Source organism: Aerolutibacter ruishenii (assembly GCF_007830115.1).
GTDB classification, from domain to species: domain Bacteria; phylum Pseudomonadota; class Gammaproteobacteria; order Xanthomonadales; family Xanthomonadaceae; genus Aerolutibacter; species Aerolutibacter ruishenii.
In genome coordinates, this window is record NZ_VLKP01000011.1 from 70,799 (window position 1) to 96,846 (window position 26,048).

18 protein-coding genes, 2 pseudogenes and 1 riboswitch are annotated in these 26,048 nt (G+C 67.8%); of the genes and pseudogenes, 16 read left to right on the top strand and 4 right to left on the bottom strand.

Going from position 1 to position 26,048, the window contains the following annotated elements:
• Positions 1-167: 167 nt before the first annotated feature.
• Both gap and IP93_RS12785 read left to right on the top strand, forming a co-directional pair.
• Entirely contained in the window at positions 168-1,172 is a 1,005-nt protein-coding gene (gene gap / locus IP93_RS12780; RefSeq protein ID WP_144816304.1) for a type I glyceraldehyde-3-phosphate dehydrogenase, read from the top strand.
• Between the two features lie 123 nt (positions 1,173-1,295).
• Positions 1,296-1,709: a group III truncated hemoglobin gene (locus tag IP93_RS12785; RefSeq protein WP_144816305.1), complete on the top strand. Its 414-nt coding sequence runs from the start codon at positions 1,296-1,298 to the stop codon at positions 1,707-1,709.
• Between the two features lie 424 nt (positions 1,710-2,133).
• Here IP93_RS12785 and IP93_RS12790 read toward each other — a convergent pair whose 3' ends face one another.
• Both IP93_RS12790 and IP93_RS12795 read right to left on the bottom strand, forming a co-directional pair.
• The gene (locus tag IP93_RS12790; protein WP_144816307.1) at positions 2,134-3,156 is read right to left on the bottom strand and encodes a ribonucleotide-diphosphate reductase subunit beta; all 1,023 of its coding nucleotides are present in this window, start codon (positions 3,154-3,156) and stop codon (positions 2,134-2,136) included.
• A gap of 85 nt (positions 3,157-3,241) precedes the next feature.
• Positions 3,242-5,641 carry a ribonucleoside-diphosphate reductase subunit alpha gene (locus IP93_RS12795; RefSeq protein ID WP_144816409.1) on the bottom strand — a complete coding sequence of 800 codons (2,400 nt, stop codon included), beginning with the start codon at positions 5,639-5,641 and terminating at the stop codon, positions 3,242-3,244.
• A gap of 479 nt (positions 5,642-6,120) precedes the next feature.
• Positions 6,121-6,321, bottom strand: a riboswitch (cobalamin riboswitch).
• A 183-nt stretch (positions 6,322-6,504) separates the two neighbouring features.
• On the opposite strand from IP93_RS12795, the gene IP93_RS12800 reads away from it, so the two are divergent.
• Both IP93_RS12800 and IP93_RS12805 read left to right on the top strand, forming a co-directional pair.
• Entirely contained in the window at positions 6,505-7,677 is a 1,173-nt protein-coding gene (locus IP93_RS12800; protein ID WP_144816309.1) for a phosphoglycerate kinase, read from the top strand.
• An 89-nt stretch (positions 7,678-7,766) separates the two neighbouring features.
• A complete protein-coding gene (locus tag IP93_RS12805) occupies positions 7,767-8,465 on the top strand; it encodes an HAD family hydrolase (protein WP_144816311.1) in 699 nt (232 codons plus the stop codon).
• Positions 8,466-8,493: 28 nt separating this feature from the next.
• On the opposite strand, the gene IP93_RS12810 is transcribed toward IP93_RS12805, so the two are convergent.
• A complete protein-coding gene (locus tag IP93_RS12810; RefSeq protein WP_242006863.1) occupies positions 8,494-9,078 on the bottom strand; it encodes a GNAT family N-acetyltransferase in 585 nt (194 codons plus the stop codon).
• A 62-nt stretch (positions 9,079-9,140) separates the two neighbouring features.
• Between IP93_RS12810 and pyk the strand changes: the two genes are divergently transcribed.
• Positions 9,141-10,607: a pyruvate kinase gene (pyk, locus tag IP93_RS12815; RefSeq protein WP_144816313.1), complete on the top strand. Its 1,467-nt coding sequence runs from the start codon at positions 9,141-9,143 to the stop codon at positions 10,605-10,607.
• Positions 10,608-10,831: 224 nt separating this feature from the next.
• The gene (locus IP93_RS12820; RefSeq protein WP_144816315.1) at positions 10,832-11,839 is read left to right on the top strand and encodes a class I fructose-bisphosphate aldolase; all 1,008 of its coding nucleotides are present in this window, start codon (positions 10,832-10,834) and stop codon (positions 11,837-11,839) included.
• 89 nt (positions 11,840-11,928) lie between these two features.
• Here the strand turns inward: IP93_RS12820 and cysK are convergent, their stop codons facing one another.
• A complete protein-coding gene (gene cysK, locus IP93_RS12825) occupies positions 11,929-12,885 on the bottom strand; it encodes a cysteine synthase A (RefSeq protein WP_144816316.1) in 957 nt (318 codons plus the stop codon).
• Between the two features lie 263 nt (positions 12,886-13,148).
• Between cysK and IP93_RS12830 the strand changes: the two genes are divergently transcribed.
• From IP93_RS12830 to IP93_RS12870, 10 genes and pseudogenes are all read left to right on the top strand, one after another.
• Positions 13,149-14,315: an efflux RND transporter periplasmic adaptor subunit gene (locus IP93_RS12830; RefSeq protein WP_144816318.1), complete on the top strand. Its 1,167-nt coding sequence runs from the start codon at positions 13,149-13,151 to the stop codon at positions 14,313-14,315.
• Between the two features lie 6 nt (positions 14,316-14,321).
• Positions 14,322-17,447 carry an efflux RND transporter permease subunit gene (locus IP93_RS12835; protein WP_144816320.1) on the top strand — a complete coding sequence of 1,042 codons (3,126 nt, stop codon included), beginning with the start codon at positions 14,322-14,324 and terminating at the stop codon, positions 17,445-17,447.
• Positions 17,448-17,585: 138 nt separating this feature from the next.
• Complete coding sequence (locus IP93_RS12840) at positions 17,586-19,094, top strand: alanine/glycine:cation symporter family protein (protein ID WP_144816322.1); 1,509 nt, start codon at positions 17,586-17,588, stop codon at positions 19,092-19,094.
• A gap of 285 nt (positions 19,095-19,379) precedes the next feature.
• Positions 19,380-20,162 carry a TrmH family RNA methyltransferase gene (locus tag IP93_RS12845; protein WP_144816323.1) on the top strand — a complete coding sequence of 261 codons (783 nt, stop codon included), beginning with the start codon at positions 19,380-19,382 and terminating at the stop codon, positions 20,160-20,162.
• 278 nt (positions 20,163-20,440) lie between these two features.
• The gene (locus IP93_RS12850) at positions 20,441-20,770 is read left to right on the top strand and encodes an STAS domain-containing protein (protein WP_199747225.1); all 330 of its coding nucleotides are present in this window, start codon (positions 20,441-20,443) and stop codon (positions 20,768-20,770) included.
• Positions 20,767-22,956 (top strand): chemotaxis protein CheA, encoded by a 2,190-nt coding sequence (locus IP93_RS12855; RefSeq protein ID WP_144816327.1) that lies wholly within the window; start codon positions 20,767-20,769, stop codon positions 22,954-22,956. The genes IP93_RS12850 and IP93_RS12855 overlap by 4 nt, the downstream gene beginning before the upstream one ends.
• 168 nt (positions 22,957-23,124) lie before the next feature.
• A pseudogene (locus IP93_RS16095) lies at positions 23,125-23,427 on the top strand (MCP four helix bundle domain-containing protein); the annotation flags it as partial.
• Positions 23,428-23,562: 135 nt separating this feature from the next.
• Positions 23,563-24,585, top strand: a pseudogene (locus tag IP93_RS12860) (methyl-accepting chemotaxis protein); the annotation flags it as partial.
• Positions 24,586-24,600: 15 nt separating this feature from the next.
• On the top strand, positions 24,601-25,134 hold the full coding sequence (locus IP93_RS12865) for a chemotaxis protein CheW (RefSeq protein WP_144816329.1): 534 nt from the start codon (positions 24,601-24,603) through the stop codon (positions 25,132-25,134).
• Between the two features lie 80 nt (positions 25,135-25,214).
• Complete coding sequence (locus IP93_RS12870) at positions 25,215-26,048, top strand: CheR family methyltransferase (protein ID WP_144816331.1); 834 nt, start codon at positions 25,215-25,217, stop codon at positions 26,046-26,048.

Consider the following 26,048-nt stretch of genomic DNA (forward strand, 5'->3'; position numbering starts at 1 on the left):
GTCAAACGCTCGCTTGATCATCGTCAAGTGCTTGTTTGACATGGGTCAAATCGTGTTGTTGCGGGGGCTGCTACGCGTGCGCGAGCGCCTCGTGCCGCGGGGCAGGGGGCGGCGGGATGGGGTAAAATGACGGTTTCTCAAGCTCGCCCCACTCAGGAGCCCCGGTAATGGCGATCAAGGTTGGTATCAACGGTTTCGGCCGCATCGGCCGCAACGTGCTGCGTTCGGCCGTGCAGAACTTCGGCAACGACATCGAGATCGTGGCCATCAACGACCTGCTGGAGCCGGACTACCTGGCCTACATGCTGAAGTACGACTCGGTGCACGGCCGCTTTGAAGGCGACGTGTCGGTCGACGGCGGCAACCTGATCGTCAACGGCAAGAAGATCCGCCTGACCCAGGAGCGCGACCCGGCCAACCTGAAGTGGGGCGACGTCGGCGCCGACGTGGTCATCGAGTCCACCGGCCTGTTCCTGGACAAGGCCACGGCGCAGAAGCACCTGGATGCCGGCGCGAAGAAGGTGCTGCTGTCGGCCCCGTCCAAGGACGACACGCCGATGTTCGTGTACGGCGTGAACCACGCCAAGTACAACGGCGAGGCCATCGTCTCCAACGCCTCGTGCACCACCAACTGCCTGGCGCCGATCGCCAAGGTGCTGAACGACAAGTGGGGCATCAAGCGCGGCCTGATGACCACCGTGCACGCCGCCACCGCCACGCAGAAGACCGTCGATGGCCCGTCCAACAAGGACTGGCGCGGTGGCCGCGGCATCCTGGAGAACATCATCCCGTCGTCCACCGGTGCCGCCAAGGCCGTGGGCGTGGTGATCCCGGAGCTGAACAAGAAGCTCACCGGCATGTCGTTCCGCGTGCCGACCTCGGACGTGTCGGTCGTTGACCTGACCGTCGAGCTGGAGAACGCAGCCACCTACGCCGAGATCTGCGCGGAGATGAAGGCGCAGTCGGAAGGCGCGCTGAAGGGCATCCTGGGCTACACCGAGGACAAGGTCGTGGCCACCGATTTCCGCGGCGACGCGCGCACCTCGATCTTCGACGCCGATGCCGGCATCGCGCTGGACGGCACCTTCGTCAAGCTGGTCAGCTGGTACGACAACGAGTGGGGCTACTCCAACAAGTGCCTGGAGATGGTCAAGGTCATCGCCGGCAAGTAAGCCGCAACGCCCGCTGACTGCAGCACCCCGGAAGCCCCGCACCCGCGGGGCTTCTTCGTAGAATGGCCATGGCGTCCCGCGCATCCCGCCGCGACAGGCGCCGCCACGCAGGACCGTTTCCGCATGAACGACACCGTCTGGCTGGACGAAGCGCGCATCGCGCTGCTGGTCGACCGCTTCTACGCCAAGGTGCGCCGCCACCCGGAGCTCGGGCCGGTGTTCAACGCCGCCGTGCACGATTGGGACGACCACCAGCGCACGCTGACCTCGTTCTGGGCATCGGTGGTGCTCAAGCACGGCACGTACCGCGGCAACCCCATGGCCAGGCACCACGGGCATCCGATCCGCCACGAGCACTTCGACCAGTGGCTGGCGCTGTGGCGCGAGACCACCGCCGAGGTGCTGTCCCCGGATGATGCGACCCAGTTCAACCATTACGCCGAACGCATCGGCCAGAGCCTGCGTTATGGACTGGGGTTGAATGGCGGCGTGGGCGCGCGTTCGCTGGGGCTGCCGGTGGTGGGGCCGGCCCGCTGACCTGCGGGAAAAGGGGCAGCGGCATCCCTGCCGCCCGTCCGCCGGCGTCCCGCCGGTTCCCCGCCATCCTGGCCCAACAACGTCGATGTCCCTCCGACGCGGGCGAGCTTCCTGCCGCCCAGCGCCCCACGGCCGTGTAGGGGGTCACGTCGGGCAGCCGCCTCCGGCGGAGTCCGACAACGGCGTTACCGCCGTACTGCGCCTGCCTCCCCGAAGTTCCAGGCGGCGCAGATCTACCGGAGCCCACGGCGACATGGCCTGTCAGCCGGGGCCCTGCCTACCTTCACAACGCGGGGGGCGGTCTCGCCCCCTACCTTGGCGTGCACCGTCCCGCCAGGCCTGGGCTCCCCCGGTCCGGTCGGAGCCCGCTTGAGGGGCAGCGGCCGGTTGGCCGGTTGGCCGGTTGGCCCCGGCCCGGCGCCGCTCAGAACGCCGCGTCGAACGCCACCTCGCCTTCCACCCCCACCTGGTAGGCCGAGACCCGCCGTTCGAAGAAGTTGGTCACCTCCTGCACGTCCTGCAGGTCCATGAACGCGAACGGGTTGCTGGCGCCAAAGTGTTTGGCCAGGCCCAGCTGCGCCAGACGCTGGTCGGCGCAGTACTGCAGGTACTGGCGCATGTCGCGCGGCGACAGGCCGGCCACGCCGCCGGACAGCACGTCCTCGGCGAACTGCATCTCGCACTCCACCGCCTCTTCCAGCATCCGCATCACCAGCCCTTGCAGTTCCTCGTCGAACAGGCCGGGCTCCTCGACGCGCGCGGTGCGGATCACCTCGAAGGCGAAGGCCATGTGGCAGCTCTCGTCGCGGAATACCCAGTTGGTGCCGGAGGCCAGGCCGTGCAGCAGCCCACGCGAGCGCAGGTAGTACACGTAGGCGAAGGCGGCGAAGAAGAACAGGCCCTCGATGCAGCAGGCGAAGCAGATCAGGTTGAGCAGGAACTGGCGGCGCTGCTCGCGCGTCTCGACCCGCTTGAGGCCTTGGATGGAGTCAATCCACTTGAAGCAGAACGCGGCCTTGGTGCGGATCGAGGGGATGTTCTCCACCGCGGCGAATGCCTTGGCGCGCGCGACCGGATCGGGCAGGTAGGTGTCGAGCAGGGTGAGGTAGAACTGCACGTGCAGCGCTTCCTCGTACAGCTGGCGCGACAGGTACATGCGCGCCTCGGGCGCATTGATGTGCTGGTACAGGTTCAGCACCAGGTTGTTGGCCACGATGCTGTCGCCGGTGGCGAAGAACGCCACCAGCCGCTCGATCAGGTGGCGTTCGGCCGGTCCGAGCTTGTGTTTGAGGTCGTTGACGTCCAGCGAGAAGTCGACCTCCTCCACGGTCCAGGTGTTGCGGATCGCGTCGCGATACATCTCGTAGAACTGCGGGTAGCGCATCGGCCGCAGGGTCAGGTCGAAGCCGGGGTCGAGCAGGCGCGGGGCAGTGGGCTGAGCGGACATGGGCGTTCCTTGGCGTTCGGTGTGCGGGTCGGCGCTCGGGTGACCGCCGGGCGGACGGCGGCGCCTGGGGCGCCCAACGTGGGGGCTACTGGCAGGCATCGCAGGCTTCCGGGTTCTCCAGCGAGCAGGCCACGGCTTCGCCCGGGGTGTACTCCGGCGTGGGCGCGGCGGTGCCCGCGCTGCTCACCGTGGTCTTGGCGATGCGCGTGGCCGGACGCGAGCGCAGGTAGTAGGTGGTCTTCAGCCCCTGCTTCCACGCGTACATGTACATCGAGGACAGCTGGCCGATGTTCGGGCTCTCGATGAACAGGTTCAGCGACTGGCTCTGGTCGATGAACGCGCCACGCTCGGCGGCCATGTCGATCAGCGAGCGCATCGGCAGTTCCCATGCGGTGCGATAGACATTGCGCAGCGATTCGGGAATGGCGTCCACGCCCTGGATCGAGCCTTCGGCCACTTTGATCGCATCACGCAGTTCCGGCGTCCACAGGCCCAGTACCTTCAGTTCCTGCACCAGGTAGCGGTTCACCACCAGGAAGTCGCCCGACAGCGTTTCGCGCTTGAACAGGTTGGACACCTGCGGCTCGATGCATTCGTAGCAGCCCGCAATCGAGGCGATCGTGGCGGTCGGCGCGATCGCGATCAGCAGCGAGTTGCGCAGGCCGTGCGCCTTGACCCGCGCGCGCAGGCCGTCCCAGTCCAGTGCGGTGTCCGGTGCCCCGCCCCATGCATCGAACTGCAGCTCCCCCTGCGAGGCACGGGTGTCGCCGAAGCCCGGGTGTGCCCCGTGTTCCAGCGCCAGCTCGTTCGATGCCGTCAACGCGTGGAAGTAGATCGTCTCGGCGATATCGCGCGACAGCTTGCGCGCCGCGGCCGAATCGAATGGCAGGCGCAGCTTGAAGAACACGTCCTGCAGGCCCATCGTGCCCAGGCCCACCGGGCGCCACTTCAGGTTGGCATTGCGCGCGGTGTCGATCGGGTAGAAGTTCAGGTCGATGACCCGGTCGAGCTGACGCACGGCCAGGCGCACCGTCTCGGCCAGCTTTTCGAAGTCGAAGACACCCGCGACGCGCTGGCCGGTGGCATCGTCCACGGGGCCCTGGGTTGCGTTGCCGGTGTCGTCGGCAAACAGGACCACGTGGTGCGAAAGATTGATCGAGCCAAGGTTGCAGACCGCGGTCTCGTCCTGCGAGGTCACCTCCAGGATCTCGGTGCACAGGTTGGACAGGTGCACCACGTTGCCGTCGCGCAGGGTCTGGTTGCACGCGCGGTTGGACTTGTCCTTGAAGTTCATCCAGCCGTTGCCGGTCTGCGCGAGCGTGCGCATCATGCGCGCGTACAGCTCGCGCGCCTTGACCTGCTTTACCGCTTGTCCCGCCTTTTCGGCGGAACGGTAGGCCTGGTCGAAGGCGTGGCCCCACAGGTCCGTCAGCTGCGGCACCTTGTGCGGGTCGAACAGCGACCACAGGCCATCGGCCTCGACCCGGCGCATGAACTCGTCCGGGATCCAGTTGGCGAGGTTGAGGTTGTGGGTGCGCCGCGCCTCGTCACCGGTGTTGTCGCGCAGTTCGAGGAACTCCTCCACGTCTGCGTGCCACGGTTCCAGGTATACGCAGGCCGCGCCCTTGCGCTTGCCACCCTGGTTCACTGCCGCCACCGACGAATCCAGCGTCTTCAGCCACGGCACGATGCCGTTGCTCAGGCCGTTGGTGCTGCGGATCAGCGAGCCGCGCGAGCGGATGCGCGTGTACGACAGGCCGATGCCACCGCTGAACTTGCTCAGCTTGGCCACGTCCATGTAGCGCTTGTAGATGCTCTCCAGCGAGTCCTCGGGCGAGTCCAGCAGGAAGCAGCTGGACAGCTGCTCATGCGTGGTGCCGGCGTTGAACAGCGTGGGTGAGCTGGGGATGTAATCCAACTGCGCCATGCGCCGGTACAGCGCCAGGGCGTCGCCGACGTCGGCGCTGAGCGCGCACGCGATGCGCAGGAAGAACTGCTGCGGCGTCTCCATCACCGTGCGCAAGGTAGGGTGGCGCAGCAGGTAGCGGTCGTAGAGGGTGCGCAGGCCGAAGTAGTCGAACAGGCGGTTGAGCGTCGGATCGATGGCGTCGTTGAGCTTGCGCGAATTCGCCTGCACGAAGGCCAGCAGACGGTCGTTGATCAGTCCCAGTTCGTGGCCGTACTGCACCGACTGCGAGAATGCGTGGATCTCCAGTCCGGCGACTTCCTTTTCGATCACCTGTGCCAGCAGACGCGCGGCCAGGCGGCCGTATTCGGGCTCCTCGGCAGTGAGCAGTGCAGCCGTGCGGATCGACAACTCGTCCAGTTCGCGGGTGCTGGCACCGTCATACAGGCCGCTGATGGTGCGGGTGGCCACGCGCATCGGATCAACCGCATGCAGGCCGTCGCAGTTGCGTGCCACCGCACGCACGATCTTGTTCAGGTCCACTGGTTCGCGGTGGCCGCTGCGTTTGGTCACCGCCATGCTGAAGGCGGTGGCCGGCGGGGTCAGGGCGAAGTCGCGGGTGCTGGTGGCGGCCGCCGCATCGTGGACGCGGATCGAGGGCGCTTCGACGCTGGCGGCGTTGCCGCTGGCCAGCTCGGTGGCGCGGTCGTTGGCCGTGTGGTCGGTGGCTTGGTTGACGATGACGACGTCGGGCGGGGAAACAGTCATGGCGTGGCTCCGGTGCATGGGCGCACGGTTGTCGTCCTCTCCCACGGAGGGCGGCACACGGGAGCAAGGACGGCAGTCGACGGCCACCGCAATGCGGCGCCGACAGCACGACCAACGCCCCCGCGGGCGGGCAATCCACAGGCTGCTACGGAGGTGTCGCGCGGACCGGGACGGATCCTGCCGTGCATCGCGCCGCAGGGCGTCGACGCATGGCAACCGCTGCGGCTGCCCGCGCGGCGCGACACCGACCGTCCTCCCCCGAGGACTCCCTGGCCGGTCACCGCGCGGTGTGCTTCGCGCGGCTGTCGGCAGGTCTTCGGGCTCGGGACACGACGCCGTGCGTCACCTACTGGCGGTCGCTTCCCGGGCCAGGAGGCCCAGTGCCAAGACCGCGGTCGTTTCCCATACCGCTGCGGGGCAGCGCCGGCATCTCACCGGCTTCCCTTTTCAGCCGACCCGCGAGGATCGGCACCGACGACCACAAGATATCGAGTTTTCTTGTCCAGTCAACACCAAATGTTGGGTGTCCGTGCGCGACCCTCGTGGCGCAATGGTTTGCACCCATCGGGGTGCCTCGTTTGCCCCCGGACAGGCCGGGCGGGACAATAACCGGCTCGGCGCCGATCGCCCGGATCGTGCCGCGCCCCATCCCCATCGCCCCAATGGAACCGACCATGTCCATCGTCCGCATGACCGACCTCGATCTCGCCGGCAAGCGCGTGCTGATCCGCGAAGACCTCAATGTCCCCATCGAGGACGGCCGCATCACCTCCGAGCAGCGCATCACCGCCTCGCTGCCCACCATGCGACTGGCGTTGGAGAAGGGGGCCGCCGTGATGGTGACCTCGCACCTGGGCCGCCCGAAGGAAGGCGTATGGTCGGAAGCCGATTCGCTGGCGCCGGTGGCCAAGCGCCTGTCCGAGCTGCTGGGCATCGACGTGCCGCTGGTCAAGGACTGGGTCGATGGCGTCGAAGTCGCGCCGGGCCAGCTGGTGCTGCTGGAAAACTGCCGCATGAACGTCGGCGAGAAGGCCGATGACGAGGGCCTGTCGAAGAAGTACGCCGCGCTGTGCGATGTGTTTGTCATGGACGCCTTCGGCACTGCGCACCGCGCGCAGGCCTCCACCCACGGTGCGATCCGCTTCGCCAAGGTCGCGGCCGGCGGCCCGCTGCTGATGGCCGAGCTCGACGCGCTGGCCAAGGCGCTGGAGCACCCGGCGCGGCCGCTGCTGGCGATTGTCGCGGGCAGCAAGGTCAGTACCAAGCTGGAGTTGCTGTCGTCGCTGGTGGGCAAGGTCGACCAGCTGATCGTCGGTGGCGGCATCGCCAACACCTTCATCGCGGCGATGGGGCACTCGGTCGGCAAGTCGCTGGTGGAGATGGACCTGCTCGATACCGCGAAGCAGATCATGGCCGACGCCAGGGCCCGTGGCGCCGACATCCCGGTGCCGACCGACGTGGTCGTGGCGCCGGCCTTCGCCGCCGATGCGCCGGCCACGGTCAAGGCCGTGGACGCGGTGGGCGCCGACGACATGATCCTCGACATCGGCCCGGATACCGCGGCTGCCTATGCCGCGCTGATCGCCAAGGCGGGCACGGTGGTGTGGAACGGTCCGGTGGGCGTGTTCGAGTTTGACGCGTTCGGCAAGGGCACCGAGGCGCTGGCGCGCGCGATCGCGGCGTCGCAGGCGTTCTCCATCGCCGGTGGCGGCGACACCCTGGCCGCGGTGGACAAGTACGGCATCGAGCGCGACGTGTCCTACATCTCCACCGGCGGCGGTGCGTTCCTGGAATTCCTGGAAGGCAAGGAACTGCCCGCGGTCACCGCGCTCAAGGCGCGCGGCTGAGGCCGGATGGCGACCGCGCGGTGCAACCCCGGTCGCCCCATGCGGGCCGGTGCGGGCCGGTCCGCGTTGTTTCACCTCCAAGGCTCCTGATGGCACACGACAGACCGACGTTGTTCTTCGACATGGACGGCACGCTGATCGATTCCGAGGTCGGCATCACCCGCTGCGTCGCGCACGCCCTGACGCGGATGGGGCTGGAGGTGCCGTCGGACGAGGAACTGCGACGCTGGATCGGCCCGTCGTTGCGCACCAGCTTCGCGCCGCTGCTGCACGACGCGGCCCGCGTGGAGCAGGCGGTGGAACACTACCGCGAGCGTTTCGAAAGCCACGGCTGGGCGGAGCACACGGTCTACGCGGGCATCGACGAGACGGTGCGCGCGCTGCATGCCGCCGGTCATCGGCTGGCCATCGTCACCGCCAAGAACGAGCCGCACGCGCGCAAGATCGCCGCACACCTGCCGTTCGGGCACCTGTTCGAGGAGGTGATCGGCGCCACGCCCGATGGCAGCCGCAGCCACAAGCCGGAACTGATCGGCGAGGCGCTGCGCCGGCTGGCGCTGGCGCCCGGGCAATGCGTGATGATCGGCGACCGCCACATGGACATCGAGGGCGCGCGCCACCACGGCATGCGCGGCATCGGCGTGCTGTGGGGCTTTGGCGGCGAGGTGGAGCTGCACGCGGCCGGGGCGTTGCACATCGCGATGACTCCCACGCACCTTCCGATGTTGCTGGCGGCCTGGGAACCTACGTGCACGTCGCGTAGTGGGTGTGCGGTCCGGGTGCCATGATCCGGGCGCGCACCCAACGCGCACTGGCTCAACGCTGTCCGGCAAACCACTCCCGCGCCAGCAGCCCGTACAACGCCGTGTCCTGCAGTTCTCCGCCCACCTGCCAGCGTTCGCGCAGCAGGCCTTCGCGGGTGAAGCCCAGGCGTTCCACCAGCCGACACGACGCCAGGTTGCGTGGATCGATGTCCGCCTCCACCCGGCGCAACCCCAGCGCGCCGAAGGCGTGGTCCAGCACCGCGCGCAGCGCATGGCGCGCATGCCCGCGGCCCCATTGCGAGGAATGCAGCGCGTAACCGATTTCCGCGCGCCCCTGCGCGGGATCGATCGCGAACAGGGTGACGCCGCCGATCAGGCGATCACGCTCCGCGTCGGCCACCGCCCAGCACAGCAGCTTCGACGGATCATCGCCGGCAAGCGCGCCTTCGAATCGTTCGCGCGCCTGGTCGACGTGGGTCCAGGCCGGGAAGCTCCAGTAGCGCATCACCTGCGGGTCCGAATACAGCGCGAAGAAGTCCAGCAGGTCGTCCGCACGGTGCGGACGCAGGCGTACGGTGCCCGCGTCCAGCATCGCCAATGCGGGTCGGGTTGGCCGGGACGTGTCGGCGATTGGCATACGTATTCAATCCGTTCGGTCGCAGCGCTGTGCTAGCGTGGATCCATCCAAGGAAGTCTGACATGCCCAACACGCTACGCCGCACCAAGATCCTCGCCACCCTCGGCCCGGCCACCGATGCGCCGGGCGTTCTCGACGCGCTGCTCGCCGCTGGCGTGGACTGCGTCCGCCTCAACTTTTCGCACGGGGATCCGGCGGGGCAGCTTGCGCGCGCGCACGCGCTGCGCGAAGCCGCCGGTCGCGCCGGTCGCGAGGTCGGCATCCTCGCCGATCTGCCGGGCCCCAAGATCCGGATCGAGCGCTTTGCCGAAGGCAAGGTGCAGCTCAGGGCCGGCGACCGCTTCGATCTGGTCGCGCGCGCCGATGCGCCGACGGGTACCGTGCACGAAGTGGGCGTCAGCTACCTGGGCCTGCCCGGTGACGTGAAACCGGGCGACGTGCTGTTGCTGGACGACGGGATGATGCAACTGCGGGTGGAGGCGGTGGAAGGCGATCGCATCGTCAACACCGTGCTCAATGACGGCGCGCTGTCCGACCGCAAGGGCTTGAACAAGCAGGGCGGTGGCCTGTCGCTGGGGGCCCTGACCGAGCGCGACCGCGAACTGATCGCGGTCGCCGCGGAACTGGGTGCGGACTTCATTGCGGTGTCGTTCTGCCGTACCGCCGAGGACATGCACGAGGCGCGGCGCGTGGCGCGCGCGGCTGGCAGCAAGGCCGCGCTGGTATCCAAGATCGAGCGCGCCGAGGCGATCGAGAACCTGGCCGAGATCGTCGACGCCAGCGACGTGGTGATGGTCGCGCGTGGCGACCTGGGCGTGGAGATCGGCGACGCCGAGCTGCCGGGCCTGCAGAAGAAGATCATCCGTGAGGCCCTGGCGCGCAACCGCGTGGTGATCACCGCCACGCAGATGCTGCAATCCATGGTCGACAGTCCCATCCCGACCCGCGCCGAGGTGCTGGACGTGGCCAACTCGGTCATCGACGGCACCGACGCGGTGATGCTGTCGCAGGAATCGGCCGCCGGGCGCTACCCGGTGAAGGCGGTGGAGGCGATGGCGCGCATCTGCCTGGGCGCCGAGCGGCAGTTCAACCACGACACCGACTTCGAGGAAGCCGAACGGGGGCTGGAACGGGCCGACCAGGCCATTGCGATGGCGGCGATGTTCCTGTCCGAGCACATCGGCGTGCGCGCGATCGTGACGATGACCGAATCCGGGGGCACCGCGCGGTTCCTGTCGCGGTTCCGCGCCCCCTCGCCGGTGTTCGCGCTGTCGCGCCATGCCGACGCCCGCCGGCGCATGGCACTGATGCGGGGTGTTACCCCGATCGCCTTCGACAGCCGCGGCATGGCCTCGCGCGACGCGGCGCGCGCCGCGGTCCGCCAGCTGTTCGACGGGGGGTTCCTGGTGCCCAGCGACCGGGTGATCTTCACCAGCGGCGACACGATGGAGCAGCACGGCGCGACCAACACCCTGCGCCTGCTGCAGGTGGGGGCCGACGGCGGCGCGCAGGGACTGGGGGAACTCTAGGCCGCGGCTGGAGCGCAGGGGCGGGAGCCCAGTCGGGCGCTCGCCGGTGCTGGCCCGTTGCCCGGCCCGTTGCCTTCAACCTGGCGGTCGCATCGGCGCCTGCGGGGCGGGGCCCGGGGATATTTCGCCAGTCCTGCCAATGATTTGCGCCGGCGGTGGCGGGACGTGGGGAGGAGGAGCGGGCTATAATCCCGGTTCTTTCCCTCCCGCATCGTCAGGATCCCATGAGCATCGAACAGCTTGCAGAAACCGCCCTGGCCATGGTCGCCCCGGGCAAGGGCATCATCGCCATCGACGAGTCCAACGCCACCTGCAAGAAGCGGTTCGACGGCGTCGGCATCGAGTGCACCGAGGAGACCCGCCGCGCCTACCGCGAGTTGCTCCTGACCGCCCCGAAGCTGGGTGACTACATCTCCGGCGCGATCCTGTTCGACGAGACCATCCGCCAGTCGACCAAGGACGGCGTGCCGTTCACCAAGGTCATGATGGACAACGGGATCCTCCCGGGCATCAAGGTCGACAAGGGCACCTTCCCGCTGGCTGGCTTCCCGGGTGAAGTGGTGACCGAAGGACTGGACGGCCTGCGCGCGCGCCTGGAGGAGTACTACAAGCTCGGCGCCCGCTTCGCCAAGTGGCGCGCGGTGATCAACATCAGCGACGAGACCCCGTCGGGCACCTGCATCGACGCCAACACCCACGCGCTGGCCCGCTACGCGGCGCTGTGCCAGGAACAGGGCCTGGTGCCGATGGTCGAGCCGGAAGTGATCATGGACGGCAGCCACGACCTCGACACCTGCTACGACGTCACCGAAGTGACCCTGCGTTCGCTGTTCGCCTCGCTGCATGAGCACAACGTGATGCTCGAGGGCACCATCCTGAAGGCCTCGATGGTGATCTCCGGCACCACCAGCGCCGAGCAGGCCTCGGTGGAGGAAGTGGCTGCCGCGACGCTGCACTGCCTGAAGGCCACCGTGCCGGCCACCCTGCCGGGCATTGTGTTCCTGTCGGGCGGCCAGTCGGACCTGGCGGCCACCTCGCACCTCAACGCCATGAACCAGATGGGCCCGAAGCCGTGGCCGCTGTCGTTCTCCTACGGTCGCGCCATGCAGCAGGCCGCGCTGAAGCTGTGGGCGCAGGACATGGTCGGCAATTACGCGGCCGCGCAGCAGACCGTGTACGAGCGCGCCCGCGACAACGGCCTGGCGGCGCTGGGCGAGTGGAAGGCCGCGTAAGCGACCTCGCCACTGTTGCGCCACGGGAAACGCCGGTCTTGCGACCGGCGTTTTTCTTTGATGCGGCGGATATCCAGCGCCTGTCGCGATCAGGGCAGGCTCGCCAGCCAGTCTTCGTCCGAGCCTTCGTTCACATCCTCGAACAGGAAGGTGCTGAGGTAGCGCTCGCCGGTGTCGGGCAGCATCGCCAGGATTGCCGCGCCGGGTTCGGCGCTGCGTGCCACCTCCAGCGCCGCGGCCACGGTGGCGCCGGCTGAGATGCCGACGAACAGGCCTTCCTCCGCCGCCAGCCGGCGCGCGGTATCGCGCGCGAGCACATCGTCCACCGGCAGGATCGCATCGGCGACGTTGCGATTGAGGACCTCGGGCACGAAGTCGGGGGTCCAGCCCTGGATCTTGTGCGGCTGCCATTCCTTGCCCGACAGCATTGCGGCGCCGGCGGGCTCGCAGGCGGTGATCCGCACCTCGGGCCGTGCCACTTTCAGCACCTCGCCCACGCCGGTCAGGGTGCCGCCCGTGCCCCAGCCGGTGACGAAGTGGTCCAGCCGCCGGCCGGCGAAGTCGCGCAGGATTTCTGCCGCCGTAGTCTGCCGGTGGTACGCCGGGTTGGCGGGATTGGCGAACTGGCGGGCCAGGAACCAGCCGTGCTGCTTCGCCAGTTCCTCCGCGCGCCGCACCATGCCGCTGCCGCGCTCGGCGGCGGGGGTCAGGATCACCTTGGCGCCGTACGCGCGCATCAGCTTGCGGCGCTCGATCGAGAACGTTTCGGTCATCACCGCCACGAACTTGTAGCCACGCGCCGCGCAGACCATCGCCAGGGCCACGCCGGTATTGCCCGAGGTCGCCTCGACCACGGTGTCGCCGGGTTTCAGCAGGCCGCGGGCCTCGGCATCGAGGATGATCGCGATGGCCAGGCGGTCCTTCACCGAGCCGCCGGGGTTGAAGGCTTCGACCTTGGCGTAGAGCGCGATGCCCTGGGGGGCGATGCGGTGCAGGCGCACCACCGGGGTGCTGCCGATGGTGTCGAGGATGCTGTCGTGGATCATGGAGGCCTCGCGTTGGGCGGGGTTGAGGAATGGGCGGAGACCGGCTCCGTCCCGGCATGATGCCCTTGAACACGGTATGGGGCCCCGCGAAGGGCCATGTCCCGTTCCGGGCGAGGCTACGGCCGCCCACGTTCACGCGCCGTCATTCCGCCGCCGTACCTGTCCGATTCTGGCGGATGCGGCCAGGGTCAACCTTTGGCCCACGCGTGCGTTAACAACCTGCTACTAGAATCGGGGTCCCTTGCCCGATACCGGCCTGTCGAATGCACTCTCGCCCCCTGTTCCGTGCCGCCTGCATCCTTGCGCTTGGCCTGACCCTCAGTGCCTGTGGCGGCGACGGGGAGGGGCCGGCCAAGGGCGGCGGCGACCGGCCGACGATGGTCACCACCACGGTGGTACAGCCGCGGGCGTGGAACGACACGGTGCAGGCCCTGGGCACGGTGAAGGCGCATGAATCGGTCACCGTGACCGCCAAGGTCAGCGAGACCGTTGACGCAGTGCACTTCGACAGCGGTGACGTGGTGGCCCGCGGCGCGGCGCTGGTGACCCTGAGCGGGCGCCAGCAACAGGCCGCCCTGGCCGAGGCGCAGGCCAGCGCCGACGAGGCCCAGCGCCTGTTCAAGCGCCAGGAGGAACTGGCGGCGCAGCAGTTGATCGCGCGCGCTTCGCTCGACAGCCAGCGCGCCACCCGTGACGCCGCCAATGCCCGCGTCGCGCAGATCCGCGCCAACCTGGGCGACCGGGTCATCCGCGCGCCCTTCTCTGGTGTGCTGGGCCTGCGCCAGGTGAGTCCGGGCGCACTGGTGACCCCGGGCACGGTGATCACCACGCTGGACGACACTTCGCGCGTTTACGTGGACTTTCCGGTGCCGGAAGCGGCACTGGGCCATGTCGCGTCGGGCCAGCGCGTGAGTGGCACCAGCGTGGCATGGCCGGGGCGCACCTTTGACGGCACCGTCGCCACGGTGGATTCGCGCCTGGACGAAGCCACCCGCGCACTGGTGGTGCGTGGCGATTTTCACAATCCGGATCGCGCATTGCGCCCGGGCATGCTGCTGCAGGTCACGCTGAGCCGCCCCGAGCGCCAGGCGCTGCTGCTGCCGGAAATCGCGGTGGTGCAGGTGGGCAACGCGAGTTACGTGTTCCGTGTGGGCGCCGATGGCAAGGCCGAGCGCGCGGACGTGAAGGTGGGCGTGCGCCGCGATGGCCTCGCCGAGATCGTCGAGGGCCTGGCCGCCGGCGATCGCGTCGTGGTGGACGGCACCGGCAAGCTTCGCCCGGGCGCGACAGTCGTGGAGGCGCAGGGTGGCCCGGAGAAGGCAGGCGCGAGCCCTGCGACGCAGCCGGCCGCCGAAGGTGTGAAGGCGCCGGCTCCGCAGACAGGTGCCAGCGCGGCTTCGACCTCCACGCCCGCCCGCGCCAAGGGCTGACCGGCCATGCTGCTCTCCGACATCTCGATCCGCCGCCCCGTCTTCGCGACGGTGATGAGCCTGCTGCTGATCGTGCTGGGCATCATGGCGTACTCGCGCCTGACCCTGCGCGAACTTCCGGCCATCGACCCGCCCATCGTCTCGGTGACGGTCAGCTACCCCGGCGCCTCCGCCGCGGTGGTGGAGACCCGCATCACCCAGGTGCTGGAGGACGCGCTGGCCGGCACCGAAGGCATCGAGACCATCGAGTCGCGCAGCGTCAACGGTCGCTCGGGCATCACCATCGAGTTCAGCCTGGAGCGCGATATCGAAGCGGCGGCCAACGACGTGCGCGATGCGGTCAGCCGCGTGGTCGACCGCCTGCCCGACGAGGCCGACGCGCCGGAGATCGAGAAGGTCGAGAGCGACGCCGAGACCATCCTCTGGCTCAACATGAGCTCGGAGAAGATGGACACCATGGAGCTCAGCGATTACGCCGAGCGCTACGTGGTGGACCGCCTGTCCAGCATCGACGGCGTGGCCCAGGTGCGCCTGGGCGGCGGCCAGCGCTATGCGATGCGCGTGTGGCTGGACCGCGACGCGCTGGCCGCGCGCGGAATCACCGTGGGCGACGTGGAAAGCGCGCTGCGCGCAGAGAACGTGGAGCTGCCCGCCGGCCGCATCGAATCGGCCGACCGCGACTTCACCCTGCGCGTGGCGCGCGGCTACCAGCGCGCGGAAGAGTTCGCGCAGATGCCGCTACGCAAGGGCAATGACGGCTATGTGGTGCGCCTGGGCGACGTGGCCAAGGTCGAACTGGCCGCGGCCGAGCGCCGCGCCTACTACCGCAGCAACGGCGCGCCCAACATCGGCCTGGGCATCATCAAGACCTCCACCGCCAACTCGCTGGACGTGGCCAAGGCGGTACGCGCCGAGGCCGAGCGCATCCAGCCGAGCCTGCCGCAAGGCACGAAGATCTTCGTCGCGTTCGACAGCACGGTGTTCATCGAGGCCTCGGTGGATCGCGTGTACAGCACGCTGTTCGAGGCCATCGCGCTGGTGCTGATCGTGATCTGGCTGTTCCTGGGCAGCGTGCGCGCGGCGCTGATCCCGGCGGTGACCGTGCCGGTGTGTCTGGTGGCGGCGTTCATTCCGCTGTACCTGTTCGGCTTCTCGATCAACCTGTTGACCCTGCTGGCGCTGGTGCTGTGCATCGGCCTGGTGGTGGACGATGCGATCGTGGTGCTGGAGAACATCCAGCGCCGTGCCGACCTGGGCGAGCCGAAGCTGGTGGCGTCCGCGCGCGGCACCCGGCAGGTGGCCTTCGCGGTCATCGCGACCACGGCGGTGCTGGTGGCGGTATTCCTGCCGGTGGGCTTCATGGAAGGCAACACCGGTCGCCTGTTCCGCGAGCTGTCGGTGGCGTTGGCCGGCGCAGTGGCCATCTCCGCGTTCGTGGCGCTGACGCTGACGCCGATGATGTCATCCAAACTGGTGCGCCCGCACAAGGAGGAGAAGTCGCTGGCGCTCAACCGCTGGGTCAATGCGGGTCTGGACGGGCTGGTCGTGCGCTATCGCCGGTTCCTCGACCGCAGCGTCGAGCGCCCGTGGTTCTTCGGCGCGCTGATGGTGGCGGCGCTGGTGGCCAGTGCGGTGCTGTTCAAGCTGGTGCCCTCGGAGCTGGCTCCGCCGGAAGACCGCGGTTCGTTCTTCGTCTCGGTGCAGGGACCGGAAGGTGCGGGCTTTGACTACACCGTCGGCCAGATCCAGCAGGTGGAGCAGGTGCTGGCCAAGCACATTGGCGACGGCCAGCCGATCCAGCGCGCCAACACCCGTGTGCCCGGTGGCTTTGGCGCCAGCGAGGAGATGCACACCGGCCAGGTGATCGTGTTCCTGCAGGACTGGGACAAGCGCGACGTGACCACCAACGACGTGGTCGACAGCCTGCGCAGCGAACTGGGCAAGCTGCCGGGCGTGCGCGCCAACCCGTCGGTGCGCACCGGCCTGGTGCGCAGCCGCGGCCAGCCGCTGCAGATCGTGCTCGGCGGCCCGGATTATGCCGAACTGGCGCAGTGGCGGGATCGCTTGCTGGCGCGCATGGAGCAGAACCCCGGACTGTTCTCGGTCGACTCCGACTACAAGGAAACGCGCCCGCAGATGCGCGTGGACATCAACCGCCAGCGCGCGGCCGACCTGGGCGTCAGCGTCACCGCCATCGGCAGCGCGCTGGAGTCGATGATGGGCAGCCGCCGCGTCACCACCTTCGTGCAGGACGGCGAGGAGTACGACGTGGTGGTACAGGCGGGCAAGGAAGGGCGTGCTTCGCCGGCCGACCTGGCCGCGATCCAGGTGCGCGCGCGCGACGGCAGCCTGGTGCCGCTGTCCAACCTGGTGACGCTGCGCGAGCTGGCCGAGCCGGGCAGCCTGAACCGCTTCAACCGCCTGCGTGCGATCACCATCAGTGCGGGCCTCGCGCCCGGTTACCGCATGGGCGATGCCATCGAGTGGCTGCAGGGCGTGGTCCGGGAGGAGTTGCCCGAGCATGCGCAGATCGACTGGAAGGGCGAGTCGCGCGAGTACCAGCAGGCCGGTGGCGCGGTGCTGATGACCTTCACGCTGGCGCTGCTGATCGTGTTCCTGGTGCTGGCGGCGCAGTTCGAGAGCTTCATCCATCCGCTGGTGATCATGCTGACCGTGCCGCTGGGCGTGCTGGGCGCGCTGCTGGGACTGTGGTTGACCGGTGGCACGCTGAACCTGTTCAGCCAGATCGGCATCGTGATGCTGGTGGGCCTGGCGGCCAAGAACGGCATCCTGATCGTGGAGTTCGCCAACCAGCTGCGCGACGAAGGCCGGAAAATCCACGACGCCATCGTCGAAGCCTCGGCGGTGCGCCTGCGGCCGATCCTGATGACCTCCATCGCCACCGTGGCCGGCGCGCTGCCGCTGGTGCTGGGCGGCGGCCCGGGGTCGGCCAGCCGCGCCACCATCGGCGTGGTGGTGATCTTCGGCGTGTCGTTCTCGACCCTGCTGTCGCTGGTGGTGGTGCCGGTGTTCTACGTGCTGCTGGCGCGCTATACCCGCTCGCCGGAGGCGGTAACCCGCGAGTTGGAGCATCAGGAAGCCACCACGCCGCAGGCGGGCGGGCACGCATAAGGGAGCAGAAGGGCGCCGGCCGGACGCCGATTGCGTCCCACCGGGTGCCTGGCCGTGTCGCGAGCGCCCCGATGCGGTTATCGTGGGCGCCTCAGGCGTGCGTCCGGGGGCGCGCGTTCCACATCCGGGGAGACACTGGTGGAATCACTGCTTTCTGCAATCAACGGCATCATCTGGAGCAAGGCGCTGATCGCCATGTGCCTGGGCGCCGGCATCTTCTTCACCATCCGCACGCGTTTCATGCAGGTGCGCGGCTTCGTGGAGATGGCACGGCTCACGGTCAGCGGGCAGAGCTCCGCGGCCGGCGTTTCCTCGTTCCAGGCGCTGGCCATGTCGATGGCAGGCCGCATCGGCATCGGCAACATCGCCGGCGTGGCCACCGCCATCGCCTTCGGCGGCCCTGGCGCGGTGTTCTGGATGTGGGTGATGGGCTTCCTGGGCGCGTCCACCTCGTACGTGGAGTGCACCCTGGCGCAGATCTACAAGGTCAAGGACGCGGAAGGCCGCTATCGCGGCGGCCCGGCGTACTACATCGAGAAGGCGATGGGCCTGAAGTGGTACGCGCTGCTGTTCGCGTTCGCCACCATTGTCGCCGCCGGCTTCCTGATGCCCGGCGTGCAGGCCAATGCGATCGCCGACAGCGTGGCCAACGCCTGCCAGGGCACGGCGCTGTGCGGCCCGATGGACGGCGAGTGGATGGGCCTGTCGGCGCGCGAGACGCTCAAGCTGGGTATCGGCCTGGGCGTGTCATTGCTGCTTGCCGTGATCATCTTCGGCGGCGTCAAGCGCATCGCCAACTTCGCCGAGATCGTGGTGCCGTTCATGGCCGGCGGCTTCATCCTGATGGCACTCACCGTGATGGTGCTCAACGCCGAACAGGTGCCGGCGATGTTCGGCCTGATCTTCAGCAGCGCGTTCGGTGCCAATGCCGCGTTCGGGGCGATGATCGGCCTGGCGGTGGAGTGGGGCGTCAAGCGCGGCGTGTACGCCAACGAGGCCGGCCAGGGCACCGGCCCGCATGCCGCCGCTGCCGCCGAGGTCTCGCACCCGGCCAAGCAGGGTTACGTGCAGGCCTTCGCCATCTACATCGACACCATGCTGGTGTGCACTTCCACCGCGTTCCTGGTGCTGGCTTCGGGCATGTACAACGTGCATGCGCCCGACGGCGTGACGATGCTGCACAACGCGCTGCCCGGCATTGAAGCCGGTCCGGGCTACGCCCAGGCGGCGGTGGAATCGATCCTGCCGGGTTGGGGCGCGGGGTTCGTGGCAGTGGCGCTGTTCTTCTTCGCCTTCACCACGATCATGGCCTACTACTACATGGCCGAGACCAACCTGACCTACGTGGCCGGCACCAACCGCACGCACCCTCTGGCGATCCTGCTGCTGCGCCTGGGCATCATGGCCATGGTGGTCTTTGGCGCGTTCCACAACGCCGGCCAGGCCTGGGCGCTGGGTGACATCGGCGTGGGCCTGATGGCATGGCTGAACATCATCGCCATCCTGATCCTGCACAAGCCGGCGATGCTGGCGCTGCGCGACTACGAGGCGCAGAAGAAGGCGGGCAAGGATCCGGTGTTCGATCCCGATGCGCTGGGCATCCGCAATGCCGAGTTCTGGCGTCGCCAGGGCGGCGGCAATCCGTAACAGGTTCCTACGATGAGCGAACGACGTCCTCCCCGACCGGGTCAGAACCGCGGCCAGCCGCCGCGGCGGGAGGGAGGTGCGGGCCCGTGGCGCGAGCCGCGCCCCGAGCGGCCGCAGACGACGGACCGGCCGCCGCGCCCGCAGATCGAGCGGGAGCAGGAGCGGGAGCGGCCGGCTCGGCCAGCCGAGCGACCATGGGGCGAGCGTGCCGCCCGCGGTGGTGCGCTGGACCGCGCTCCCGGCCGTGAGCAGGATCGCGAACGGGCGCCTCGTGCTCGGCCGCCGATGGCGGCATCCCCTGAGCTGGAAGGCACCGAGTCCCCGGCTCCGCGCGGACCGCGCGAGTTGCGCCTGTATGGGCTCAATGCCGTGCATGCGGCGTTCGCCAAGCGGCCCGAAGCCATTCGCAAGCTGTACCTGGTCCAGTCGCGCATCCCCGCGCTCCAGCCGCTGCTGGCGTGGTGCGTGGCGCACCGCGTTGGTTACCGCGTGGTGGAGGAGGCCGACCTGGAGAAACTGTCGGGCAGCGCCCACCACGAAGGCGTGGTCGCCGACGTGTTGCGCGCCGAGCCCGAGTCGCTGTCCACCTGGCTGCGTGACTTGCCGGCCGGTCCGCAACTGGCGATCTGGCTGGACGGCGTGGGCAATCCGCACAACCTCGGTGCGATCCTGCGGTCGGCCGCGCACTTTGGCGTGGCCGCGGTGTTGTTGCCCAAGCATTCCAGCCTGGCCCTGTCCGGGGCGGCCGCGCGCGTGGCCGAGGGCGGTGCCGAGCATGTGCCGATGGTGCGCCTGGGGCGTACCGACAATGCGCTGGCGCAGTTGCGTGGCGCCGGTTTTGCCCTGGCGGCGACGGTGGTGGCGGGGGGGCGCGACGTGTTCGCCGCCGATCTGCCGACGCGGTTGGTGTACGTGATGGGCGCCGAGGGCGAGGGCATGGACCGCGAGTTGGCGCGTGCATGCGACCTGCAACTGTCCATCCCGGGCACCGGTGCGGTGGAAAGCCTGAATGTGGCGGCCGCCACCGCGGTGCTATTGGCCGCCTGGCGTTCGCGACGCCCCGGCTGACGGCTATCCGGAGCACTGGGTGGGAGGCGTCGCCCTCTGCGGGGCTGGCTTGAATTAATCCTGCGCCTACACCGAATTAAGTCGGCGCCTATGCAGGAATTGGCATTGTACCGGTAGCGTCGTGCGCTCGAATGCCGCTGCGGACACGCCATGACAGGACTCATCGTCGCCCGGTTGGCACCCTGCGCGCCGGGCCGAATGCCTTTTCGCAAGGGCGGCGAAGCACGATGGGTGACGGGCGGGAACACATGGATCAAGGCGCTCCCGCGGGGTGCCGCGTGAAGGTCGAGATCGGGGTATTGGCCGACGGTGCGCGTGCGCGGCTTTCCGGGGATCTGGACATCAGCTGCGTGGCGTCGGCGAAGGCGGCGTTGCTGGATGCGATCGAGTGCCATCCCGAGCTTGAGTTCGACCTGTCCGGCATACGCCGCCTGGATGCGGCCGGCATGCAGTTGCTGATCCTTTGCAAACGCATGGCATCGCAGCGCCGGCACGGCCTCAGGCTGGTGGACCACAGCCCCGCGGTCATTGAGCAGTTCGAACTGTTCAACCTGGCGGCGGTGTTCGGCGACCCGATGGTCGTGCCTGCCAGGAGCAACGAAGGATGAGTGGCCGAGTGGACAGCATCGCAGACGTGCTGAAGACCTTCTTTGCCGAATGCCACGGTTTGCTGGAGCAGATGGAGGACGGTCTGTTGCGGTTGAGGTCGGCGCCTGCCGATTTCGATGCGATCAACGAGGTGTTTCGTGCCGCGCACACCATCAAGGGATCGGCCGGGCTGTTTGCGCTGGACCACGTGGTGACGTTCACCCACCACGTCGAAGGCGTCCTGGATCGTGCTCGCGACGGCCGATTGGCCTTGGACATGGAAGGTGTCGGGTTGCTGCTGAACTGTCGCGACCACGTGGAGCGCCTGCTCGACGCGGCGGTGGCGGAAACAACCCCCGATGCCGACGTCCAGGAGGAAAACCAGCATCTGGTGCGATGCCTGTCGGCGTTGCTCGACGAGGACGAACGGTCGCCGCCCAACAAGGGGGGGGCGGCCCCCGGCGAAGATGCCAGCACCGTTTCGGACGATGACGCCTGGCACATCTCGGTCCGTTTCGGGACGGACCTGTTCCGCAAGGGCATGAGCCCGACACCGCTGCTTCGCTGCCTGGCGCGAATGGGCGAGCTGGTTCATGTCATCACCGTCGCCGACGCGCTTCCGGTGACGCCGGACATGGATCCGGAATCCTGCTACCTGGGCCTGGAAATACGGCTCCGCAGTGCCGCATCCAAGGCCAGCATCGAGGACGTGTTCGAGTTTGTACGCGACGACTGCCTGCTGCAGATCCTGCCGCCAGGCAGCCGGGTCGCCGACTACATGCGCCTGATCGATGAACTTCCCGAGGATGATGCGCGAATCGGCGAGATGCTGTTGGCCTGCGGCGCGATCACGCAGGGCGAGCTGGAGGAGATCCTCGCCATCCAGGCGGACCAGCGCCGCAGCGCCGGGATCACGCAGCCGATCGGCGAGTTGGTGGTGCAGCAGCATGCCGCTCCGGCCGAAGTGGTGCGGGCGGCCTTGCTGAAGCAGCGTGAAACACGGCTTCGGCACAACGACGCGGCGCGCCTGATCCGGGTCCAGTCGGGCAAGCTCGATGGGCTGATCGATCGCGTGGGCGCGCTGGTGATTGCCAGTGCGGGAATTGGCCAGATGGCGGCGCAGTCCGGCGAAAACGGCCTGCTTGAGGCCGTGGCCGGCATGGCCCGCCTGGTCGAGGACATTCGCGACGACGCAATGCGCCTGCGCATGGTGGAAATTGGTGAAACCTTCAGCCGGTTCCGCCGGGTGGTGCGGGACCTGAGTGCCCAGTTGGGGAAGGACATCGAACTGGAGATCGAGGGTGCGGACACCGAACTGGACAAGAACCTGGTCGAGAATATCGCCGACCCTCTTACCCACCTCGTCCGCAACGCGATAGACCACGGAATCGAATCGGCCGAACGGCGCGAGGCCGCCGGCAAGCCGGTGCGCGGGGTGATCCGGCTTGCAGCCCGGCACGAAGCGGGCAGCGTGATCATCGAGGTCAGTGATGATGGCGGCGGCCTTGACCGGGAGGGCATCCTCGCCAAGGCGCGTCAACGCGGCATGCTGGCCGATGGGGCCCAGCCCGCGGATGCGGACGTCTGGAAGCTGATCTTCCTCCCCGGGTTCTCCACCGCCAAGCAGGTGAGCAACCTGTCCGGCCGCGGCGTCGGAATGGACGTGGTGAAGGAAAGCATCGAGGCGATGCGCGGCAACATCGAAATTGACTCGGTGCGTGGCCAGGGAACCACGTTCCGGGTCCGCCTGCCGCTGACGCTGGCGATCATTGACGGCTTTCTGATGGGCGTGGCTGGCAGCCACTACGTCACGCCGCTCGATACGGTCATCGAATGCGTCGAGCTGGAGGCGCAAGACGACGGTCGTGGTTACCTGAACCTGCGCGGAGAAGTGTTGCCGCTGCTGCGCCTGCGCGAGCACTTTGGCCTGGAAAGCGGCCTGGGGCGGCGGCAGAGCGTGGTCGTGGTGGCCAACCTCGGATTCAAGCTCGGGCTGGTGGTGGACCAGCTGGAGGGGGAGCTGCAGGCGGTGATCAAGCCGCTGGGCCGCCTGTTCTCCCGACTGGTCGGTATTTCCGGCACCACCATTCTCGGGTCGGGGGAGATTGCACTCGTACTCGACATTCCCTCACTGCTGGCGAGCATCACCCACGGTGGACGTGACGCAATTCCGCCCAAACCCATGCAGCCCAACCAGGCGCTATAAAGGAACGCACATGTTTGCCAACATGAAAATCGGAACGCGGCTCGGTCTTGGTTTCTCGTTGATCCTCGCGTTGATGATGGCCATCGTCGCCTTGTCCATACCATAGACCGGCTTGCGACGCTCAATGACGATGTCGCGTTGCTGGTCTCCGATCGCTACCCGAAGACCGTGCAGACGAACGACATCATCGACGGCGTCAACGTCATCGCCCAAGCCATGGCCACCAGCCTTGTGGTGCGCGATGCGGAAGGCGTGGCGAGACAGCGGGCACTGATCGAGAGCACGCGCAAGACCATCGGCGATCGTCTGGCCGTGCTGGACGAAACCATCACCCTGCCGCAGGGCCGGGAGCTGCTCAACACGATCAAGTCATCGCGGGCGGCCTACGTCGAGGCGCAGAATCGCTTCCTTGCGGAGGTCGGCGACGGCCGGTTCGACGCGGCACGGGAGCGCTATCTGACCGAAGTGGAGCCTTTGCAGAAGAGCTATGTTGCGGCGGCCTCCGCGATGACCGCGTTCCAGGGCAAGTTGATGGTGGAAACGGGCACCGCGGCGACCGAGGACTATCGGTTTGCGCGTTGGATCCTGCTGGTGATCGCATCCGTTTCCGTACTGCTGGCAGCCGCCATCGGTTACGTGGTCGCCCGCAGCGTCACCAAGCCCGTTGCGAGGGCGGTCGAGGTCGCTACCCAGCTGGCCAACGGGGACCTGACCGCGCGGATCGTCGTCGACCGCCACGATGAAACGGGGCGGCTGCTGGCGGCGATGAAGGCGATGATGGAAAAGGTGGCGCAGGTCATCGGCGAGGTGCGTGCCGCTTCGGAGAATCTGTCGAGCGCTTCAGAGCAGGTCTCGGCGACCGCGCAGAGCCTGTCGCAAGGTGCCAGCGAGCAGGCCGCCAGCGTGGAGGAAACCTCGGCGTCGGTTGAGCAGATGAGCGCATCGATTGCCCAGAACACCGAGAACGCGAAGGCTACCGACGGGATTGCGGGCGTGGCGGCGAAGGAGGCGGTGGATGGCGGCGACGCGGTGAAGCAGACGGTCTCCGCGATGAAGAGCATCGCCGGCAAGATCGGCATCATTGATGACATTGCCTACCAGACCAACCTGCTTGCGTTGAACGCCGCGATCGAAGCGGCCCGTGCGGGCGAGCACGGCAAGGGCTTCGCAGTCGTTGCGGCCGAGGTACGCAAGTTGGCCGAGCGCAGCCAGGTCGCCGCACAGGAAATCGGTGAGCTGGCAGGAAGCTCCGTGCAGCTGGCCGAGCGGGCCGGACAGCTTCTGGATACCATGGTCCCCTCCATACGCAAGACGTCTGACTTGGTGCAGGAGATCGCCGCCGCCTCGGAAGAGCAGTCCAGCGGGGGGCGCCAGATCAACGCTGCGATGAGTCAGTTGAGCCTCGCGACCCAGCAGAATGCGTCCGCCGCCGAGGAGTTGGCCGCTACTTCGGAGGAGATGAGCAGCCAGGCCGAGCAGTTGCAGGTGCTGATGGGCTTCTTCCGACTGGATCAACAGACTGCGCGCGTCGTCGAGGCAGCGCAACCGGTCAAGCGTTCCAAGAGCGGAATACGTCCGGCAATGGTGCCGGCAATGGCCGAGGCCGAGTCCGAATTCGTCCGCTTCTGAGCGCGCGGGGTAGTGATGAACGCACTGGTCAAAGTCGCCGTCGCACCGCCCGGGGCTGGGCGCGGCGCCCAGCAATACCTGACTTTCATGCTGTGTGGCGAGGCTTTCGCCATCCCGATCCACAACATCAAGGAAATCATCGAGTTCGGAACCCTCACCGCGGTGCCCATGATGCCCCAGTGCATCCGAGGGGTCATCAACCTGCGCGGCGCGGTGGTTCCCGTTGTTGACCTGGGCAGTCGGTTTGGCTGGAGCCGGAGCGAGGTCACGCGACGCTCGTGCATCGTCATTCTCGAGGTTGCCTTGGATGCGCACGATCCGGACGGAACGCCGCCGCAAGTGATTGGACTGGTGGTCGATGCGGTCAATGAAGTGGTCGACATTGCGGATGCCGATGTCGAGCCGCCACCGGCGTTTGGACCGCGTATCCGGACCGAGTTCATCTCGGGAATGGGCAAGCTGGACGGAAAGTTCGTGGTCATACTCGACGCCGACCGGATACTGTCGGTCGACGAGCTTTCGCAGCTTGGCGAGGCGGGATCGGAGTGATTGCGAATGCCTGGGCCCTGTGACCGTTTCGGCATGAACGTGGTCGTCCCGGCGTTGGCGGTTGCGGTGGCGAGGGCCTGATGAACGGCCACGCGTCGTTTCGCCAGGGCGTTGCCGAGGCGGTGCCGCTCAGCGACTCCGCCTTCCGGCTGTTCCAGGACATGCTCCTGCAGTCAGCCGGCATCAGTTTGGCGTCGGGCAAGAAGGCGATGGTTGCGGGCCGGTTGGCGAAGCGCCTGAAGCACCTGCAGCTGGACAGCTACGAGGCCTATCACCAGGCCGTTGCGCGATCGCCGGAGGAGATGCAGGTCGCGGTCGACTTGTTGACCACCAACGAGACGCATTTCTTCCGGGAACAGCCGCATTTCGATCTGCTCCGGGAGCGGATCCTGCCGAGTCTGTCGAAGGCGCGTCCGCTGCGCATATGGAGTGCCGCGGCATCGACGGGACAGGAGGCCTACAGCCTGGCGATGCTGCTCGCGCGCCATGTCGCGCATAACGACTGGGAGGTTTTTGGTTCGGACATCAGCTCACGCGTACTGGAACAGGCGCGGCGCGGACAGTACGACATGAGCCAGGCCCGGGAGCTGCCAGACGGCTATCTGCGCGCCTATTGCCTGCGCGGTATCGGCCGTCAGGAGGGTTCGTTCGTCATTGCGCCGGAGCTGCGGCAGAAGGTCCGTTTTTCGCAGATCAACCTGAATGCGTCGCTTCCGGACATCGGTCTGTTCGATGTCGTCCTGTTGCGCAATGTGCTGATCTATTTCCAGCCCGACGTGAAGCAGCGGGTGATCGGGCACGTACTGGAACGCCTTCGCCCGGGAGGGTGGCTGCTGGTGGGCCATTCGGAAAGTTTCGGCAGCACCTCCCGCGGGCTCGTCAACGTGGTTCCGTCGGTCTATCGGAAGCCATGA

Excerpts from the sequence above, each read along its gene's own strand:
- gap (WP_144816304.1), top strand. The coding sequence starts at position 168 with ATGGCGATCAAGGTTGGTATCAACGGTTTCGGCCGCATCGGCCGCAAC.
- IP93_RS12785 (WP_144816305.1), top strand. The coding sequence starts at position 1,296 with ATGAACGACACCGTCTGGCTGGACGAAGCGCGCATCGCGCTGCTGGTC.
- IP93_RS12790 (WP_144816307.1), bottom strand. The coding sequence starts at position 3,156 with ATGTCCGCTCAGCCCACTGCCCCGCGCCTGCTCGACCCCGGCTTCGAC.
- IP93_RS12795 (WP_144816409.1), bottom strand. The coding sequence starts at position 5,641 with ATGGCGGTGACCAAACGCAGCGGCCACCGCGAACCAGTGGACCTGAAC.
- IP93_RS12800 (WP_144816309.1), top strand. The coding sequence starts at position 6,505 with ATGTCCATCGTCCGCATGACCGACCTCGATCTCGCCGGCAAGCGCGTG.
- IP93_RS12805 (WP_144816311.1), top strand. The coding sequence starts at position 7,767 with ATGGCACACGACAGACCGACGTTGTTCTTCGACATGGACGGCACGCTG.
- IP93_RS12810 (WP_242006863.1), bottom strand. The coding sequence starts at position 9,078 with ATGCCAATCGCCGACACGTCCCGGCCAACCCGACCCGCATTGGCGATG.
- pyk (WP_144816313.1), top strand. The coding sequence starts at position 9,141 with ATGCCCAACACGCTACGCCGCACCAAGATCCTCGCCACCCTCGGCCCG.
- IP93_RS12820 (WP_144816315.1), top strand. The coding sequence starts at position 10,832 with ATGAGCATCGAACAGCTTGCAGAAACCGCCCTGGCCATGGTCGCCCCG.
- cysK (WP_144816316.1), bottom strand. The coding sequence starts at position 12,885 with ATGATCCACGACAGCATCCTCGACACCATCGGCAGCACCCCGGTGGTG.
- IP93_RS12830 (WP_144816318.1), top strand. The coding sequence starts at position 13,149 with ATGCACTCTCGCCCCCTGTTCCGTGCCGCCTGCATCCTTGCGCTTGGC.
- IP93_RS12835 (WP_144816320.1), top strand. The coding sequence starts at position 14,322 with ATGCTGCTCTCCGACATCTCGATCCGCCGCCCCGTCTTCGCGACGGTG.
- IP93_RS12845 (WP_144816323.1), top strand. The coding sequence starts at position 19,380 with ATGGCGGCATCCCCTGAGCTGGAAGGCACCGAGTCCCCGGCTCCGCGC.
- IP93_RS12855 (WP_144816327.1), top strand. The coding sequence starts at position 20,767 with ATGAGTGGCCGAGTGGACAGCATCGCAGACGTGCTGAAGACCTTCTTT.
- IP93_RS12865 (WP_144816329.1), top strand. The coding sequence starts at position 24,601 with ATGAACGCACTGGTCAAAGTCGCCGTCGCACCGCCCGGGGCTGGGCGC.
- IP93_RS12870 (WP_144816331.1), top strand. The coding sequence starts at position 25,215 with ATGAACGGCCACGCGTCGTTTCGCCAGGGCGTTGCCGAGGCGGTGCCG.